Below are 17535 nucleotides of genomic sequence, written 5' to 3'. Positions count from 1 at the left end.
ATGCCTGATATTATTTTGATTATGCAAACAATTTGAACATTAAGCCACTGTTATTATTGGTACTGTATTTCTCCCATAAAAAAATTTTTCAAGTAAAAACAAAATATTATTGCAATATAAATTTATTGTTAAAAAAATAGATTGCTTTTAGAGCATCAAATCGTATAGGTTGAATAGCGAGCAAAAAATTCAACCTCTGCTGGTTAGTGAGTAAAATCAACCGGCAGCAAACAGTCACTAATAGCAAGAATAAATTAAAGAGAAACCATTATGATCCGCATTCAATTTAGCCATTACCACCATCATCATCCTGATTAGTCTTTCAGGCGGTTGTGTGCTGGAAGACGTTTAGCGGGTCTTCCGGTGGCATGAATGCGATAAAAACCCTCGGAAGAATCCTTCCGGGGTTTTTTTTATGTTTCCGATTTTAAGTGGGGATAAAAATGTTAGATAAATCACGTTTACGTATCGCAATGCAGAAGTCAGGCCGACTAAGCGAAGATTCACGAGAATTACTGGCTCGTTGTGGTATCAAAATCAATCTGCAACAACAGCGCCTAATTGCATTCGCGGAAAATATGCCAATTGATATCTTGCGGGTACGTGATGACGATATTCCAGGGCTGGTTATGGATGGCGTCGTCGATCTGGGTATTATCGGTGAAAATGTGCTGGAAGAAGAGCTATTAAGCCGTCGCGCTCAAGGAGAAGATCCACGTTATTTCACCTTACGCCGTCTTGATTTCGGCACCTGTCACCTTTCACTGGCTGCCCCCCTAGACTACAACTATACCGGCGTCGAATGTTTACAAAATGCCCGTATCGCAACCTCTTACCCTCACCTGTTAAAACGTTATCTCGATCAGAAAAAAATCCACTTTAAATCCTGTCTGCTAAATGGCTCGGTTGAAGTTGCCCCCCGCGCCGGGTTGGCCGATGCCATCTGCGATCTGGTTTCAACTGGTGCAACACTGGAAGCGAATGGTCTGCGGGAAGTCGAAATTATCTATCGTTCCAAAGCCTGTCTTATTCAACGTGATGGTGAAATGCCCGCCGATAAACAGCAACTGATTGAAAAACTGTTGACCCGCATTCAAGGGGTGATTCAGGCCCGTGAATCCAAATACATCATGTTGCACGCACCCAGTGCAAAACTCGAAGAAGTGATTGCTCTGCTGCCCGGGGCAGAACGTCCAACAATTCTACCGCTGGCGGGGGATCAAAACCGCGTTGCCATGCACATGGTAAGCAGTGAAACACTGTTTTGGGAAACGATGGAGAAACTTAAATCCCTTGGCGCCAGCTCCATTTTAGTGTTGCCAATTGAAAAGATGATGGAGTAAACGAAAATGACTCACCATTTCGATACCTTGATCCATTGGCAGGAATGTCATGACGAACAACAAAGCGCTTTATTAACACGCCCTGCTATTTCGGCTTCCGAAGAAATCTCCCGTACCGTGGAGCAAATTCTGCATGCGGTAAAAGAGTATGGCGATCACACTCTGCGTGAATTCAGCCGCCGTTTCGACAAAACGGTTATTGAAAATATCCGTATTTCACCGGAAAAGGTAGCCGCTGCGGAAAACAGCCTGAATGACGACATTAAACAGGCAATGCAACAAGCCATGAATAATATCCGCGTTTTCCACGAAGCGCAGAAGCCTATAAAGATCGAAGTAGAAACCCAACCGGGGGTCTATTGCCAACAAGTAACACGGCCTATTGATTCTGTCGGGCTCTATATCCCCGGAGGTTCCGCACCATTACTTTCTACCGTTTTGATGCTCGGAACACCTGCTCAAATAGCGGGTTGTCATAAAGTTATACTTTGCTCCCCACCACCGATTGCCAATGAAATTCTCTATGCAGCCACCCTGTGTGGAATTACGGAAATATTCCAGATTGGCGGCGCTCAAGCCATTGCCGCTATGGCATTCGGAACAGAATCCGTGCCCAAAGTAGATAAGATTTTTGGCCCAGGCAACGCTTATGTTACCGAAGCCAAAAGACAAGTTAGTCAGCGCGTAGAGGGTGCCGCCATTGATATGCCTGCCGGCCCATCGGAACTGCTTATTATTGCCGACGAGGAGGCAAACCCCATCTTTGCGGCTGCCGATTTACTTTCACAAGCAGAACATGGCCCTGACTCACAAGTAATATTGGTTACGCCTGATGAAGCATTAGCCAGAAAAGTGATAGCAGAAGTCGAAAAACAGCTTACCCTGCTTCCCCGCAATCAGATTGCCGCCAAGGCCTTAGCGCACAGCCGGATTATTGTGACAACAAGCCTGCAACAGTGTGTAGAAATCAGCAACCGCTATGGCCCAGAACACCTTATTATCCAAACCCGTCAGCCAGAACAATTAGTTGAAAAAATCACTAGCGCCGGTTCGGTTTTCCTCGGTGACTGGTCGCCGGAATCTGCGGGAGATTACGCATCAGGAACCAATCACGTATTACCCACTTATGGCTACACCTCAACCTATTCCAGCCTTGGTCTGGCAGATTTCCTAAAACGTATGACGATTCAGCAATTGACGCCTCAAGGGTTACTGAACCTATCTCAGACCATTGAAACACTAGCGCAAGCGGAACAACTGACCGCTCATAAAAACGCTGTCACTTTGCGTGTGGCTGCATTGAACACTGTAGGTAAGGAGTCAATTATGAATAACATTTTCGACGCCAATCTGTTGGCACGAGAAAATATCCGCAAATTAACCCCTTATATGTCTGCTCGTCGCCTTGGCGGCAATGGCGATGTTTGGTTGAATGCCAATGAGTACCCCCTAGCGCCGGATTTCCAATGCGCTAAGCAAACATTGAACCGTTATCCTGACTGCCAGCCAGCCTCGGTTATCCGCCGTTATGCGGCCTATGCCGGTTTACAACCTGAGCAAGTGCTAGCCTGTCGTGGCGCTGATGAAGCTATTGAACTTCTAATCCGCGTATTTTGTGAGCCTGGACAAGATGTGGTTCTGTTCTGCCCTCCAACTTATGGTATGTACAGTGTCAGCGCTGAAGCTTTTGGTGTCGAACAAAAGAAAATTGCTGCACTGGAAAATTGGCAACTGGATATCGAAGCGATCGAAAACAACCTCGATCGGGTAAAATTGATCTATATCTGTAGCCCTAATAACCCAACAGGAAACACAATTAATCCAGATTCACTACGTAAAATCTTGGAACTGACCGCCAACCGCGCCATTGTCACCATTGATGAAGCCTATATCGAATTCTGCCCGGAAAATAGTATCGCAAGTTGGCTAAAAAACTATCCAAATTTAGTCATTTTGCGAACCCTCTCGAAAGCTTTTGCTTTAGCCGGTCTGCGCTGTGGATTTACGCTAGCTTCTGTGGATATCATCACTCTGTTGTTAAAAGTGATCGCGCCTTACCCGCTTTCTACTCCTGTTGCGGATATTGCAGCACAGGCACTGACAACAGAAGGCATCGCCGTTATGCAAAAACGGGTTATTGAGACCAGGAAGAACCGCGATTATTTGCAACAAGCCCTGAATAAATTGGCTATCGTTGAAAAGGTATTCCCCAGTGAAACCAACTATATATTGGTGAAATTCTATGACGCAGAAACTGTTTTCAAAACATTATGGCATCAAGGCATCATCCTGCGCGATCAGCGTAAACAGCCCAGTTTAGAGGGTTGCCTGCGGATCACCATCGGTAGCCGTAAAGAATGCGAGCAGGTGGTTGAAGCCATCAGCACCCTTTCCACTATAAATGAACAACCAAAGGAGATCGCAAGCTGATGAACCAGAAACTCCTTTTTATTGATCGGGATGGTACGCTGATCACTGAACCGCCAACAGATTTTCAGGTTGATCGTCTGGATAAACTGGCTCTGGAAACCGAGGTTATTCCTGCTCTGCTCGCCCTGCAAAAATCGGGATTCAAGCTGATTATGATCACCAATCAGGATGGCCTTGGCACAAATAGTTTTCCATTAGAACAGTTTGAACCGCCACATAACCTGATGATGCAGATTTTCAATTCTCAAGGGATCTATTTTGATGAAGTTTTAATCTGCCCTCACAAGCCAGAAGAGAACTGCCATTGCCGTAAGCCAAAAATAAAGCTGGTGGAAAAATATCTGGCAGAAGGATTAATGGATACCGCTAACAGCTATGTGATTGGCGACCGTGAAACCGACCTGCAACTGGCAAAAAATATGGGCATTCAGGGGTTACGTTATCATCCGAAAAACCTTGGCTGGTCTGCTATCAGTGAACAACTGACCCGTAAAGATCGCCACGCTCACATTCAACGTGTCACTAAAGAGACATCCATCAATATTGACGTTTGGCTCGATCATGAAGGTGGCAGCGATATCAATACCGGTGTCGGGTTCTTTGACCATATGTTGGATCAAATTGCTACTCACGGCGGCTTCCGCATGAATGTTCAGGTTAAAGGCGATCTCTTTATTGACGATCACCACACCGTTGAAGACACCGGTCTGGCATTGGGTGAAGCATTGAAGCTAGCTCTGGGAGATAAACGGGGAATCTGTCGCTTTGGTTTTGTGTTGCCAATGGATGAATGCCTTGCCCGCTGTGCTCTCGATATCTCCGGTCGCCCTTATCTGGAATATAAAGCTGAATTCAAACACCAGCGGGTGGGTGATTTAAGTACTGAAATGATTGAGCACTTCTTTCGATCGCTCTCTTATGCAATGGCCTGTACACTGCATCTGAAAACGAAAGGCAGCAACGATCATCACAGAGCGGAGAGCCTGTTTAAAGCCTTTGGCCGAACACTGCGTCAGGCGATTCGCATAGAAGGCGATACATTGCCTAGTTCCAAAGGGGTTCTGTGATGAAAGTCGTCATTCTTGATACTGGCTGCGCCAATTTGGCATCGATAGCTTATGCCATCCAAAAATTAGGCTATCAACCTGAAATCAGCCAAGAAGCAACAACGATTCTGGCAGCAGATAAATTACTTTTGCCTGGCGTCGGCACTGCTAGTGCCGCAATGGATCAATTGCAACAACGGGAACTGATACCGTTAATTAAAGTACTTAGCCAACCTGTGTTAGGTATTTGTCTTGGCATGCAGTTATTCGCTGCCACCAGCGAAGAAAGCGATAATGTTACCGGTGATAATGTCACCTTACTTGAAATTATTGCTTCCCCCGTGCAAAAAATGGCTACTCATGGACTTCCATTGCCACATATGGGCTGGAATCAAGTTCAGCCAAAAGCCGAACACCCGCTATTCCGTGGTATTAAAGACAATACCTATTTTTATTTTGTCCATAGCTACGCGATCCCGCTGAATACCTACACCATTGCACAAACTGAATATGGCAATACTTTCAGCAGTGCAATCGCTAAAGACAACTTCTTTGGCGTGCAGTTTCACCCTGAACGTTCCGGTGCTGCCGGAGCCAGACTATTAAAGAATTTTCTGGAGATGTAAGCACAATGATTATACCCGCATTAGATTTGATTGATGGCAAAGTAGTACGGTTACATCAGGGGGATTATGCTCAACAACGGGATTATCAGCACGATCCTCTGTCCCACTTTCAACAATATGAACAACAGGGAGCAAAACGACTTCATTTGGTCGATCTGACCGGCGCTAAAGATCCCTCCGCTCGCCAATTCCCTTTACTACGCAAATTACTTGCAGCGGTTTCTATACCTGTTCAAGTTGGCGGCGGCATCCGCACAGAAGAAGATGTGAAAACATTGTTTGATGCGGGTGCCGACCGGATCGTGATTGGCTCCATCGCTATAAAACAACCAGCACTAGTTACCCAATGGTTTAAACGTTATGGTGCGGAAAATATTGTGCTGGCGCTGGATGTCCGTATCAACGATACAGGCACGAAACAGATTGCCATTAATGGTTGGCAGGAGAATTCCACTGTCACTCTGGAACAAGTTATTGAGCAATATCTGCCCTGCGGATTGAGACATGTCCTGTGTACAGATATCTCCCGCGATGGCACGCTAACTGGCTCAAACGTCGAATTATATCGGGCAATTTGCCAATGTTATCCCCAAATCGCGTTTCAGGCGTCGGGGGGCATCGGCAGGTTAAATGATATCTCTTCTCTACCTGCCAGTGGTGTAGCCGGGATTATTATTGGTCGTGCATTACTTGATGGAAAATTTACCCTGACGGAGGCAATTCAATGCTGGCAAAACGCATAATTCCTTGCCTTGACGTTCGTGACGGGCAAGTGGTTAAAGGCATTCAATTTCGTCATCACGAAATTATCGGCGATATTGTGCCGCTCGCTCAACGTTACGCGAAGGAAGGCGCAGATGAACTGGTTTTCTACGACATCACAGCCTCATCGGATGGACGGGTCGTCGATAAAAGTTGGGTCGCCAAAGTTGCGGAAGTGATCGATATTCCTTTTTGCGTTGCCGGTGGGATTAAAACCGTCGAAGATGCAGGGCAAATCCTCTCATTTGGGGCAGATAAAATCTCTATCAACTCCCCTGCTTTAGCCGATCCAACCTTAATTACCCGTTTAGCCGATCGTTACGGCGTTCAATGTATCGTCGTAGGGATTGATACTTGGTTTGATGAAAGTACTGGCCGCTATCAGGTTTATCAGTTTACCGGTGATGAAAAACGCACAAAGGCCACTCAATGGCAAACCCTCGATTGGGTAAAAGAAGTACAACGCCGCGGCGCAGGTGAAATCGTGCTCAATATGATGAATCAGGATGGGGTCCGTAATGGCTATGATCTGGCTCAACTAAAACAGGTACGAGACGTTTGTCATGTTCCTCTCATTGCCTCCGGCGGCGCAGGCGCACCAGAACACTTTCTTGATGCCTTTAAACAGGCAAATGTCGATGGCGCACTCGCAGCATCTGTATTCCATAAACACATTATTAATATTGGCGAATTAAAACAGTACCTTTCACAACACGGCGTGGAGATAAGAACTTGCTAACCGCACAACAAATCGAAAAACTGGATTGGGAAAAAGTCGCTTATATGATGCCGGTTATTGTGCAACATGCGATATCCGGCGATGTCCTAATGATGGGCTATATGAATAAAGAAGCACTGGACGTCACTATCAGTTCAGGCAAAATTACTTTCTTTTCCCGCAGCAAACAACGTCTGTGGACCAAAGGTGAAAGCTCCGGCCATTTTCTTAATTTAGTCAATATCTATCCTGATTGTGACAATGATGCCCTGTTGGCACTCGCAAATCCAATCGGCCCTACCTGCCATTTTGGTACATACAGTTGCTTTGCTCCGGCGCAAACTGAATGGGGATTTCTCTATCAGCTTGAAAAATTGCTGGCAAGTCGCAAAACAGCCGACCCCAACCACTCATACACCGCGAAGTTATATGCCAGCGGTACTAAACGAATCGCTCAGAAAGTGGGTGAAGAAGGAGTAGAAACTGCTTTAGCAGCGGTAGTGAATAATAGAGAAGAGCTAACGAATGAAGCAGCAGACCTGATGTATCACCTGATGGTTTTACTACAGGATCAAAATTTAGATCTTAGCTGTGTCATTCGTCGATTACGGGAAAGATGATTCAGAAGTCTGGTTGATTTCAGATCTTTATCCCGTCAACACAGTTGATTTTCCATTTACACCAGCATCACCATTGAAAAACAACTTCATCTGAAAATAGCCGATTTGAGGTCGGCTGTTATTTTCAGACGCAGCCCATCATAGATTTATGGAGTGGTGATCAATTCTGCATTAAATAAAAAGTATAGGTATTTGTTCGAACAGCCTTAATTATGAATAACGTGTTTTTTTCGTGCTATATTCAATTACCATTTTTAACCAATTGAGAAAGAAGTATTGCTAATATAAACTCTAGCATTCTGATTAGAGGGTATAGTTATATTGAATACAAAGATTAAATATTTTATTTTGGTATTTAAAAAGGAGCATTATTCTACTTTATTTGTTGATTTTTTCTCACGTCAAGGTTTTTCCATCGGTGAAAAATTATAATAACATAGAATATATTTTTTAAATTAAATTTTAGTTACTTAATTTTAGCTCTGAATAAAAAATTGAACTAAATTCTTGCTCCAATATCAAAACTCCCCTCCAAGAAAAACTAATCTTATTTGGAAAACATATTTATACGATATTAGTATAAAATGGCACTGGGATAGCATCAAAAGTGGTATATATACAAATTACTACCTGCATGATGAAAATACAAATACCTTTAATTATAAAAAATAAACTCACACTGTTGGTTTAGATAAACGTTTTGCCATTTCCAAGTACAATAATCTGCGTCTGTTCAAATCAGATTAATCATGATGAACATTACATTTGTTACAGCAAATAATTAGATGTGATTGACTGTCTAAAACGTGAACTCAATACCAAGAGATAATAAGATGAATAATAAATACAAATTAATTTTTTTTGCGATTAGTAGTGCCCTGTTGGCCGGATGTATCGTTAAACCCGGCCATGATAAAGCAGATACTATTGATATTCGTGTCTTGGCTATGAATGATTTTCATGGTGCGCTGAAAGCACCAGACCCCAACAAACCCGGCGGCATTGAACATATGTCCACGCTAATCAAAGAATTAAAGAAAGAGAAGCCTAACAATATTGTCGTTGGCGCTGGCGATATGATCGGTGCAAGTCCATTACTCTCTTCAATGTTCCATGATGAACCAACAATTGAAACGCTATCCAAAGTAGGTTTGGAAGCAACTGCTGTTGGCAATCATGAGTTTGATAAAGGTAAGGATGAACTGCTGCGTAAACAGAATGGCGGCTGTCATTCTGTGACTGGCTGTCAAGGACCAAAACCATTTACAGGGGCGAAATTTCAGTATCTGGCAGCAAATGTCACCATCAATCAAACGGGTAAGACACTATTTCCTGCATATATCATTAAAAAATTTGACGGTATTCCAATGGCTTTCATTGGTCTGACTCTGGAAAGTACTCCAGAGATAGTGACACCAAGCGGAGCCAAAGGTTTGAGCTTCGCTAACGAAGTTAAAACCATTAACGCTTTAGTGCCGGAGCTACAGAAACAAGGTGTTAAAGCAATAGGAGTTCTGATTCATGAAGGTGCTGAACAAAAAAGTGATGGCAAGCCGATTGATGTAAATGCCTGCAATGCTTTAACCGGTGAAGTGTTGGATATTGTTAATCAACTGGATAAGGAGATTGATTTCGTTATTACTGGTCACACGCATCAGGCATATAACTGCGTGATTAATGGTAAACCAGTCACCTCTGCACAGGCTAATGGCGCGTTAATAACTAACCTGGATCTAAAACTGGACAAATTCACTAAGGATATTGTGGACTTTAAAGCAGAAAATATTTGGGTTGATAACCGTAAATATGAAAAAGATCCAGAAGTGACTAATATGCTGGATATATATGAAAAAATAGCCGCTCCATTAGCAAACCGTGTCATTGGTAAGTTAGATAGCAATCTGAATAGGCAAACTAATCGTGCTGGTGAATCTTCACTGGGTAAAGTGATTGCAGATGCACATTTGTATACTACTGCACCTAAAGAGAATGGCGGCGCCCAAATTGCATTTATGAACAGCGGCGGTATTCGTGCTGACATGACTGGTGGTGAGGTAACTTACAATGCTATCTACGCTGTTCAGCCATTTTCCAATATATTATTAACCAAGACACTAACCGGTGAACAAATTAAACGTCTGCTGGAACAACAATGGGATCGTTCACGTCCGCAAATTTTGGCAGTTTCTAATGGTTTTGAATATCAGTGGAATAGCGCCAAACCTGTAGGTAATCGTGTGATTACCCGCTCAATGAAAATCAACGGTGAACCTATTGAATTAAATAGAAAATACCGTGTGGTTGCTAATGAATTTCTGGCAACAGGGGGAAATAACTTCTCGGTATTTAACGAGGGTATTGATCCTGTATATAGCGTACCTGATGTTGATGCTGTAATGAAATATTTCGCTGAAAAATCTCCCATTACTTATCCTAAACAAGATCGCATCATTAATGTGAACGAAGAATAATTGACAACCTATTTCGTTGGGTTATTTTATTAATAACGCCCGACGGAATAGGTACAAATACCTACGGTTTTGTATATTTTGTCTCTCCTGCAATCACGATCCACAGCCCTTTTCGAGCAAATGACAGTCAAGATAATAATCAGGTTGTATCTACGGTAATGTTTTATAAGTAAATAATGATGTAGCAAGCAATAACATGTGCTCTATTTCACAGTGCTTAAATCTAATGCCTTTACAAATTTAAATGTCTATATATTATTATTATTGTAGGCAGGTAAATTTATAGAGTTAGTTTAGGTTTATAAAAGCACAGTGTAATTATAATATTATTACAGTAATTTCATAATGAAAAAATAAAACTTTTAACTGTATTTAGGTGATGATTATCGTATTCACGTTTTTGAATTTAATGATGATAATCCTATGCACATTGATGCCACATTTGTCCCTATGGCGCCTGGGAAACTATTAATTAATCAGAAAAAGGTGTTAAAAGTTCCTGAGCTGTTTAAAGGATGGGATGTGCTGCATGCGCCTGAACCGGTTATTCCTGACAACCATCCTCGGTATATGACCAGTAAATGGATCAACATGAATATTCTAATGCTGGATGAGAAGCGGGTGATTGTTGAAAAGCAGGATGAACCTATGATCGCTGTAATGAAACGTTGGGGCTTTACTCCGATCCCATGTAATTTCAGGAACTTTAACTCTTTCGGCGGCTCCTTCCATTGTGCAACAGTGGATGTAAGGCGGCGCGGAAGTTTACAATCTTATCTTGACCAGGAGAGTAATGATGGCTATCTGGAAATATTCCGCTTGGGATGCAGTCATGTTTATATTAAGTATTTCGCATACGGTAGCCACGGTTACACTGGTCATGTATTGGGATCATTTCACTATTATGGGGTGGTTAGTTAACATTGTGCTTCTTACACTGATGACAACTTACAATATAATAGTGATATCGCATTTTTTCACCCATACTCCCTGGTTCGTTTCTCGTGTAATGAATATGTTTGTGTCGATATTAAATTCAATGAATATTGGGCAGTCTGTACAGTCTTATCACCTGTCCCATGTTCGTAATCACCACAAATATAATAATGATCGGGGAGTAGGTGAAAGCGGACCTTTGGATACCTCTTCTACCTTTATAAATGGCGAGCATAGTACTCTTTGGTACTATTCTGTCCTTGGCGCAGCATCTACCTTTTATAATAGTTTTGTGCGTATGTGCTGGTCTCTATTTATCTGGCATAAACCACTCAGTAAAGCTGATAAAGGGTATGAAAAACTTCTTTCTAATGCCAGAACCAATAAAATTAAAGAATTATGGCAATTGAGGTTAGATAGATTGTTCCAGGTAGGGTGGATTATTATCTTATTCACTCTGTCTTGGGAATGGGCTTTATTTTGTTATTTACCCTCTCTCTATTTTTCCTTTGTCCTGGTTAATATTCAAAACTACTACGAACATTATGGCGCACAGCCGGAGAATAGATTTGCAAACTCAGTGAGCTATTATGGACGTATCTATAATTTATTCATGTTTAATGATGGTTATCATCAAGAGCATCATATTTCAGGCGGCATCCACTGGAAGCAGTTACCTGATTTACACAGGAAATATTCAACCCAACTCGCTGCGCAGAAGAGGATTATTAGCCCGGTACCTGCGATATTAGGTTTTTTACATAAGCGCAGACCTCTGTTACACAGATCTATAAGGCAAAAATAATCCAGTTAATCACTACAGGTTTGATAGATAGACCGATCAATTTACTATTGGGGAATCTGTTATGATACAAGAAGAATCCAGTATTAAAGGAACAAAACTGGCAGAATCAGAATTTATTGTATACGAAACGTCGAACGATATATCAATGGATGCGGTTTATGACCTTTTGGATGGTCACCTTGCGGCTTGTCAGGTTCGTGATTTTCTTCCACCAGAACAAAGAAAGAGAATAATTGAGAATTTTTGGCGTTCTCCTGCTCGCATTCCCCGTTATGGTGGAGGTATTAATGGTGTTGAAGGGTATTTTATTGGGGCATCTCATATTGAAAAAGATACCCGTCAATATATAGAAGAAGCAGAAAATTTTCGTTCGGCAATTGATGAGATGTTTCAGGATACAATCAATCCAATGGATCATTTCATTAAACAAATAACTCATTTTAGTGGTAATAACTCACAGGTAATTCGTCCTGCCATGTATCATGGTGTTGCTGCGGGAAATGTAAAAATTTTGTATTGGAATAACTTCGGTGAATTTCTTTTATTACCTCATGATGATCTTGCACAGCTGAGTGATCCACGCCAGAGTGATTTTGAGATCCAACAAATTAATCGTGTCATGGCGGTAAATTTTTACGCCGACGTTCCCCAAAATGGAGGGCAGTTAAAAGTATGGAATATTCAGCCTGATGATCAATCACGTAGTGCTCTTGGTTTAGCTTACAGCGGTTTTCCATATCAATCTGAATTATTGGAAGATCATACAAGTATGGTGATTAATATTGATGCGGGGGATTTGGTATTGCTGAATGGGAATTTAATCCATGCGGTACTGAATGGTAATACTATCTTTTCACCGGAACGGCGTTTACTCGTGAGCTGTTTTATAGGATTACAGCAAAATGGTGATCTTATTTGGTGGACATAGACGTGTGCATGATGTTGGAAATTGCTTACAAATATTTGACCATAGCGGAATATGCATTTATATTTAAAAATGATTAATGTAAATGTTAAAGATACAGATTATGCCATTACTTGCATGCACACTGATTACGCTTACCTGGCTGGTATTAGCCAAAGTAAATGTGTGCATGCGTTTTACTTTCGTTTCTCCTGTTGCTGCTCCACCTCCTTTATTATCCATAACTGTGTAATATGTCGTCTATGAGGGATGGTTAACATTCAACGTGTTGCCAGATTTAGCTGGCTGCGTTGGCTTGGGTACGTTAAATGTAAAACAGGTATGAATTCCTATGATTTCTAAAACTCAATGGATCTCTTATAGCTCGACCTTGCTTTTTGTCTTATTGTGGAGCAGTGGTGCGATTTTTTCTCGATGGGGACTTGATCACAGTACCGCATTTGCCATTCTCACGATGCGTTTTGCTATTGCGCTTATTTTTTTGATATTTCTGGGATTATTATTCAGGCGTAATGCTCATTGTCTGCCTGTACATGGGACACGCAAACAGGTAGCTGGTACCGGTGTTTTATTAATTGGCGGCTATTCTATCTGTTATTTTTTTGCTTTGGATAACGGGATCACGCCTGGCGTTCTGGCTACCGTGATGGGAATTCAGCCGATTATCACACTGCTAGTGATTGAACGCCGTTTTTCGATTGTACGTTTATCGGGTTTATTATTAGCGTTATTGGGCTTGATATTAGTAGTGTATCAAAGCCTGGTGTTGTCCCGGTTTTCCTTTGCGGGTATTACTTTTGCCTTAGCAGCATTGGCTTGTATGAGTTCTGGCGCAATTTTACAGAAACGAATTCATCAAGCTCCTTCTACAGTTTTACCTCTGCAATATAGTGTCAGTTTACTGCTTTGCTTGCTGTTTGTTCCTTTCCAGCCTTTTGAATTTCAACTGGTGCCTGGCTTTATTATTTCATTATTATGGCTTGGGTTAGTGATTTCAGTTGTCGCTCAACTATTACTTTACCGGCTTATTCAAAGTGGTAATTTAGTGAATGTAACGAGTCTATTTTATCTCGTTCCTGGTGTTACCGCCGTAATGGATTATTTATTTTTGGGAAATGCATTACCGGCTCTCAGTCTGCTGGGTATGGTAGCTATCTTGTCAGGACTTGTATTAGTCTTTCGTACAAAGAAAATAGTTCTTTTCACTAAATAAAGTTGTGTTGCCGGGTATAAATTATCCCGGTAACAGCCATATCCTTTATTCCGTTATCAGTTATAAAATAATTTTCAGCATGAATTTATTAATCTGGAATTTCGCTGAAAAATCTCCCATTACTTATCCTAAACAAGATCGCATCATTAATGTGAATGAAGAATAATTAATAGCTTATTCAAATCGATCTGGTAACCGGATGGTACTTTTTAAGTGCAGTTCACGTGCTACGAGGTCGTCTGACAATATAAACATTCTGCGCGAAAAATGACTATCAGGCGACGTATACATCTACGTCGCCTTTTGGTAACTGCTCCTTGCCCAATTAGGCATAGGTATTTACATGAATAAAATGAGAGCTAACAAATCACATGGCCGCTTTAAAGATCGAAACAATTTCTTCATGGGTAGCTTGAGTGGGATTAGTCAAACAACATATATCTTTCAAGGCATTAGTCGCCAACATGGATAAATCTTCTAGTTTGACATTCAATTCCGCTAAACCCGACGGAATACCAATATCTTTTAACAACTTACGAATTTCAACAATGCATGCCGCAGCCCCTTGCTGATCATTCATAGCGCTGACATCTATCCCCATCGCCGCGGCAATATCTTTCAAACGACCCGCAACCGCTTTGGCATTGAACTCTTGAACGTGCGGCAACAAAATGGCATTACATACCCCATGCGGCAAATCATAAGTACCACCCAATTGGTGAGACATGGCGTGAACATATCCCAGTAATGCACTATTAAACGCCATACCTGCCAAAAATTGCGCATAGGCCATGTTTTCACGTGCTTCTATATTGCTCCCATCTGCGACTGCCTGGCGTAAAGAGTGACTAATCATCGTGATCGCTTTCAGTGCGCAAGCATCGGTTATTGGATTGGACATTTTAGAGAGGTAAGCTTCAATCGCATGCGTCATTGCATCCATTCCGGTCGCGGCGGTTAAACCTTTCGGCATTCCAACCATCAATTCTGGATCGTTCACAGATAAAACAGGTGTTATTTTCTTATCCGCAATGGCCATTTTAATGTGGCACTCAGTATCGGTAATGACGCAGAAACGTGACATTTCTGATGCGGTACCCGCAGTCGTATTGATAGAGATTAATGGCAAATGCGGTTTAGAGGAACAACCAATACCTACATAATCCCGGATATCTCCCCCATTAGCCGCGACCAATACGATGGCTTTTGCACAATCATGTGGCGAACCACCACCTAAGGAAATAACGCAATCGCTATTATGCTGACGCAGCATATCCAAACCTTCTTCAACATTAACTGTCGTCGGATTCGGATTGGTACCGTCATAAACCACACTCTCAATATCAACATCAGATAATAAAGACTGAACTTTCGCTACGGTTCCAATTTCATTTAAAACACGATCAGTCACAATCAGCGCTCGCTTGTAACCATCACTTTTCATCGCATTTACCGCTTCAACCAGACAGCCCACACCAAGCATATTTACTAACGGCATAAAAAAATTTGTAGTCATCATTGACAATTCCTTAATATTAAAATAGTTTTAGAATGAAAATATATAAAAATTAAAATTTAAAAATCACCTAATGGAACTACAGATCACTCTCTTGCAATAAACATAAATAATAGTTCTATTTAAACCACATAATTCAAAAAATATAAACATATACATCGGTAGAGTTATATGATGATTATTAAAATAGATATTTGATAATTTCCTTATTGGTAATATATGCAATTGGCAATATAATAAATACAATAATCGAGAAGATTTATATATCAATTCAGAAGATTTTTACTTAGGAGTTTATTTTGTCCTCTAACGAAATATTTAGCCGCCTGACCGCATTACTGGATAATCATCATGCCAACTATCGGGTAATGGAACATCCAACCGCCGGACGTTCTGAAGAGGTTGCAAAAATTCGAGGTACACAACTTGGACAAGGAGCAAAAGGATTAGTTTGCCATGTTAAGGGAGAAGGATTTCGTCAATATGTACTCGCTGTACTACCTGCGGATCAACAAGCAGACCTCTCTTTACTGGCAAAACAGATCGGTGGCAGCCGTGCCTCACTAGCAAGCCCTAAAGAAGTTTTTGAACTGACTCAATGTGTATTTGGCGCTATTCCGCCTTTCAGTTTCCATCCAGCCCTGAAACTGGTTGCAGATCCTTTATTATTTGAACGATTTAATGAATTGGCGTTCAATGCCGGCAGCCTTGAACGCTCAGTGATTCTTAACACCCAAGATTATCACCGAATTGCACAACCTGAATTGGTGATTTTTCGCCGGGTAGCATAAATATCACTGCAAAAAATGATATTTATCAAAGTAGCCTATAAAAATAGGCTATTTCAGACTACTGGACTGTTTTCTTCCTATTTCCTTCCTAATCCTAAGAGTTAGTTTCACTCTCAATAAGAATTTAGGGAGATAATTCTGCATTCTTGCTAAACATATTCATTTAAAATGGTAACTATCCCTCCACCATAAATTTATATCACTAGATAAAGTTATTATTGCCACATCATATAAACATTAAATAGAGAGGTATAATTATCAAATACCATGAATATCTAATTATTCACTATTGAGTCATATACAAGAAATTATCAATTACATTAGGGGATAATTCCCTACCCCAATAAAGGTGTTTGTTGATAGGAATTTTCAATTATTTTTAATTTCAGAATCTTTATTTCAAATATCAGCACAAAATGACATGTCAATTATATTAATGTTATATTCGCAACAATTTAATATGCCTATTCATTATATTTTATTAAATACAAGACCCCACACTCACTGTATTCTCATCTCGCTTTCAGAAAGAAATATGACGTTTTTTTAAAATAAAGTTTAAGGAATAGAGAAATATGACTGATAAGTTAATTACAGGTGCAACTTTTTTCGATAGAAAATACTTCCTGGGTGAAGCGCACCATTATCCAGAAAACGATAGCATTATTCCATTGCCTTATGATCTTAACGATAGATTCCGCTCAGTAAGAATTGGAACACTATCAAAAGTTTATGCATGGCGTCATCAGACCGATTGTGAACCAGGTCAACGCTATCGTGAATGGGAATACGATCATCCAGATATTGATAGAGAAATTAGAGGATTATCTAAGTTCAAAGTGGCGCCAAAAAATACCTGTCTGGTTGCATTAAGACTTATTGATGATACTTATTCAGGTATTAAATTCTCAATGTTCACGAATACACATTGCGTGGGCCCAGTTGAAACAACAACTGATGATGATTATGCACTGGTTGGTATACTGCCATTTGAAACCGAGTTAGTCACTGCCATTGCAATAAGAAATACCAGTACTGGAGTATATATTAATAACGGATCATTCTATTTCTATCGTGATGCAAATGGTGTTGTTACTATTGATGAGAAAGCTAATTTCCCTAAAAATCTCAGAATAGTTAACGTAGGTGGTAATCGTTTTGATATTCATATTATCAGTACCGAGTTTTCTAACTAATCCGGTCATAATGTAACAATAGTTAACTGTCATTTTCAGACAGGCTACGTTCTGAAAATTTAAGCAACACCGTTGCGGAACATCATTAAAAACCGCAACGGTGTATTCATTTCTACCAAGACAATAAATTTTTAACA

General features: G+C 41.0%; 16 protein-coding genes, 1 pseudogene and 1 other annotated feature. Of the genes and pseudogenes, 16 read left to right on the top strand and 1 reads right to left on the bottom strand.

From position 1 onward, the window contains the following. The first annotated feature begins 270 nt into the window (after positions 1-270). The 14 genes and pseudogenes from hisL to OO184_RS16670 all read left to right on the top strand — a co-directional run bounded on the left by hisL (position 271) and on the right by OO184_RS16670 (position 13895). Positions 271-318: a his operon leader peptide gene (gene hisL, locus OO184_RS25250; protein ID WP_109791964.1), complete on the top strand. Its 48-nt coding sequence runs from the start codon at positions 271-273 to the stop codon at positions 316-318. After that, positions 294-417: a sequence feature (His leader region), on the top strand. It overlaps the preceding gene by 25 nt. Before the next feature lie 26 nt (positions 418-443). After that, a complete protein-coding gene (hisG, locus tag OO184_RS16730; protein WP_265380147.1) occupies positions 444-1343 on the top strand; it encodes an ATP phosphoribosyltransferase in 900 nt (299 codons plus the stop codon). A 6-nt stretch (positions 1344-1349) separates the two neighbouring features. After that, positions 1350-2648 (top strand): annotated as a pseudogene (gene hisD / locus OO184_RS16725) (histidinol dehydrogenase); the annotation flags it as partial. Positions 2649-2669: 21 nt separating this feature from the next. Then, positions 2670-3773, top strand: a complete 1104-nt coding sequence (gene hisC / locus OO184_RS16720) for a histidinol-phosphate transaminase (protein WP_265380170.1) — start codon at positions 2670-2672, stop codon at positions 3771-3773. Next, entirely contained in the window at positions 3773-4840 is a 1068-nt protein-coding gene (gene hisB / locus OO184_RS16715) for a bifunctional histidinol-phosphatase/imidazoleglycerol-phosphate dehydratase HisB (protein WP_265380146.1), read from the top strand. Before hisC ends, hisB begins: the two co-directional genes overlap by 1 nt. Continuing rightward, a complete protein-coding gene (gene hisH / locus OO184_RS16710) occupies positions 4840-5445 on the top strand; it encodes an imidazole glycerol phosphate synthase subunit HisH (protein ID WP_265380145.1) in 606 nt (201 codons plus the stop codon). The genes hisB and hisH overlap by 1 nt, the downstream gene beginning before the upstream one ends. A gap of 5 nt (positions 5446-5450) precedes the next feature. Beyond that, complete coding sequence (hisA, locus tag OO184_RS16705; protein WP_265380144.1) at positions 5451-6188, top strand: 1-(5-phosphoribosyl)-5-[(5-phosphoribosylamino)methylideneamino]imidazole-4-carboxamide isomerase; 738 nt, start codon at positions 5451-5453, stop codon at positions 6186-6188. Next, entirely contained in the window at positions 6170-6946 is a 777-nt protein-coding gene (hisF, locus tag OO184_RS16700; RefSeq protein WP_265380143.1) for an imidazole glycerol phosphate synthase subunit HisF, read from the top strand. The genes hisA and hisF overlap by 19 nt, the downstream gene beginning before the upstream one ends. Beyond that, on the top strand, positions 6940-7545 hold the full coding sequence (gene hisIE / locus OO184_RS16695) for a bifunctional phosphoribosyl-AMP cyclohydrolase/phosphoribosyl-ATP diphosphatase HisIE (RefSeq protein ID WP_265380142.1): 606 nt from the start codon (positions 6940-6942) through the stop codon (positions 7543-7545). Before hisF ends, hisIE begins: the two co-directional genes overlap by 7 nt. Positions 7546-8378: 833 nt before the next feature. Continuing rightward, positions 8379-10016 (top strand): bifunctional metallophosphatase/5'-nucleotidase, encoded by a 1638-nt coding sequence (locus OO184_RS16690; protein ID WP_265380141.1) that lies wholly within the window; start codon positions 8379-8381, stop codon positions 10014-10016. 423 nt (positions 10017-10439) lie between these two features. Then, a complete protein-coding gene (locus OO184_RS16685) occupies positions 10440-10937 on the top strand; it encodes a hypothetical protein (RefSeq protein WP_265380140.1) in 498 nt (165 codons plus the stop codon). Beyond that, on the top strand, positions 10849-11757 hold the full coding sequence (locus OO184_RS16680) for a fatty acid desaturase family protein (RefSeq protein WP_312023707.1): 909 nt from the start codon (positions 10849-10851) through the stop codon (positions 11755-11757). The genes OO184_RS16685 and OO184_RS16680 overlap by 89 nt, the downstream gene beginning before the upstream one ends. 61 nt (positions 11758-11818) lie before the next feature. Beyond that, positions 11819-12685 carry a 2OG-Fe(II)-dependent halogenase WelO5 family protein gene (locus tag OO184_RS16675; protein ID WP_265380139.1) on the top strand — a complete coding sequence of 289 codons (867 nt, stop codon included), beginning with the start codon at positions 11819-11821 and terminating at the stop codon, positions 12683-12685. 328 nt (positions 12686-13013) lie between these two features. Next, positions 13014-13895: a DMT family transporter gene (locus OO184_RS16670; protein ID WP_265380138.1), complete on the top strand. Its 882-nt coding sequence runs from the start codon at positions 13014-13016 to the stop codon at positions 13893-13895. A gap of 367 nt (positions 13896-14262) precedes the next feature. On the opposite strand, the gene yiaY is transcribed toward OO184_RS16670, so the two are convergent. Beyond that, positions 14263-15414: an L-threonine dehydrogenase gene (yiaY, locus tag OO184_RS16665; protein ID WP_265380137.1), complete on the bottom strand. Its 1152-nt coding sequence runs from the start codon at positions 15412-15414 to the stop codon at positions 14263-14265. 296 nt (positions 15415-15710) lie between these two features. Here yiaY and OO184_RS16660 point away from each other — a divergent pair, with 296 nt between their 5' ends. Then, a complete protein-coding gene (locus OO184_RS16660) occupies positions 15711-16202 on the top strand; it encodes a YbaK/prolyl-tRNA synthetase associated domain-containing protein (protein WP_265380136.1) in 492 nt (163 codons plus the stop codon). Positions 16203-16777: 575 nt separating this feature from the next. Further along, positions 16778-17398, top strand: coding sequence for a beta/gamma crystallin domain-containing protein (locus tag OO184_RS16655; RefSeq protein WP_265380135.1), 621 nt, complete (start codon positions 16778-16780; stop codon positions 17396-17398). The last annotated feature ends 137 nt before the right edge of the window (positions 17399-17535 follow it).

It is taken from the genome of Photorhabdus aballayi, from assembly GCF_026153155.1.
Lineage (GTDB): Bacteria > Pseudomonadota > Gammaproteobacteria > Enterobacterales > Enterobacteriaceae > Photorhabdus > Photorhabdus luminescens.
This window is presented reverse-complemented; position numbering and strand designations above follow the sequence as displayed.

Coding starts and splice junctions, on each gene's coding strand:
- OO184_RS16680 (WP_312023707.1), top strand. CDS start 10,849: ATGTTTATATTAAGTATTTCGCATACGGTAGCCACGGTTACACTGGTC.
- OO184_RS16670 (WP_265380138.1), top strand. CDS start 13,014: ATGATTTCTAAAACTCAATGGATCTCTTATAGCTCGACCTTGCTTTTT.
- hisF (WP_265380143.1), top strand. CDS start 6,170: ATGCTGGCAAAACGCATAATTCCTTGCCTTGACGTTCGTGACGGGCAA.
- hisB (WP_265380146.1), top strand. CDS start 3,773: ATGAACCAGAAACTCCTTTTTATTGATCGGGATGGTACGCTGATCACT.
- hisH (WP_265380145.1), top strand. CDS start 4,840: ATGAAAGTCGTCATTCTTGATACTGGCTGCGCCAATTTGGCATCGATA.
- yiaY (WP_265380137.1), bottom strand. CDS start 15,414: ATGATGACTACAAATTTTTTTATGCCGTTAGTAAATATGCTTGGTGTG.
- hisC (WP_265380170.1), top strand. CDS start 2,670: ATGAATAACATTTTCGACGCCAATCTGTTGGCACGAGAAAATATCCGC.
- OO184_RS16690 (WP_265380141.1), top strand. CDS start 8,379: ATGAATAATAAATACAAATTAATTTTTTTTGCGATTAGTAGTGCCCTG.
- OO184_RS16655 (WP_265380135.1), top strand. CDS start 16,778: ATGACTGATAAGTTAATTACAGGTGCAACTTTTTTCGATAGAAAATAC.
- OO184_RS16675 (WP_265380139.1), top strand. CDS start 11,819: ATGATACAAGAAGAATCCAGTATTAAAGGAACAAAACTGGCAGAATCA.
- OO184_RS16685 (WP_265380140.1), top strand. CDS start 10,440: ATGCACATTGATGCCACATTTGTCCCTATGGCGCCTGGGAAACTATTA.
- hisG (WP_265380147.1), top strand. CDS start 444: ATGTTAGATAAATCACGTTTACGTATCGCAATGCAGAAGTCAGGCCGA.
- hisA (WP_265380144.1), top strand. CDS start 5,451: ATGATTATACCCGCATTAGATTTGATTGATGGCAAAGTAGTACGGTTA.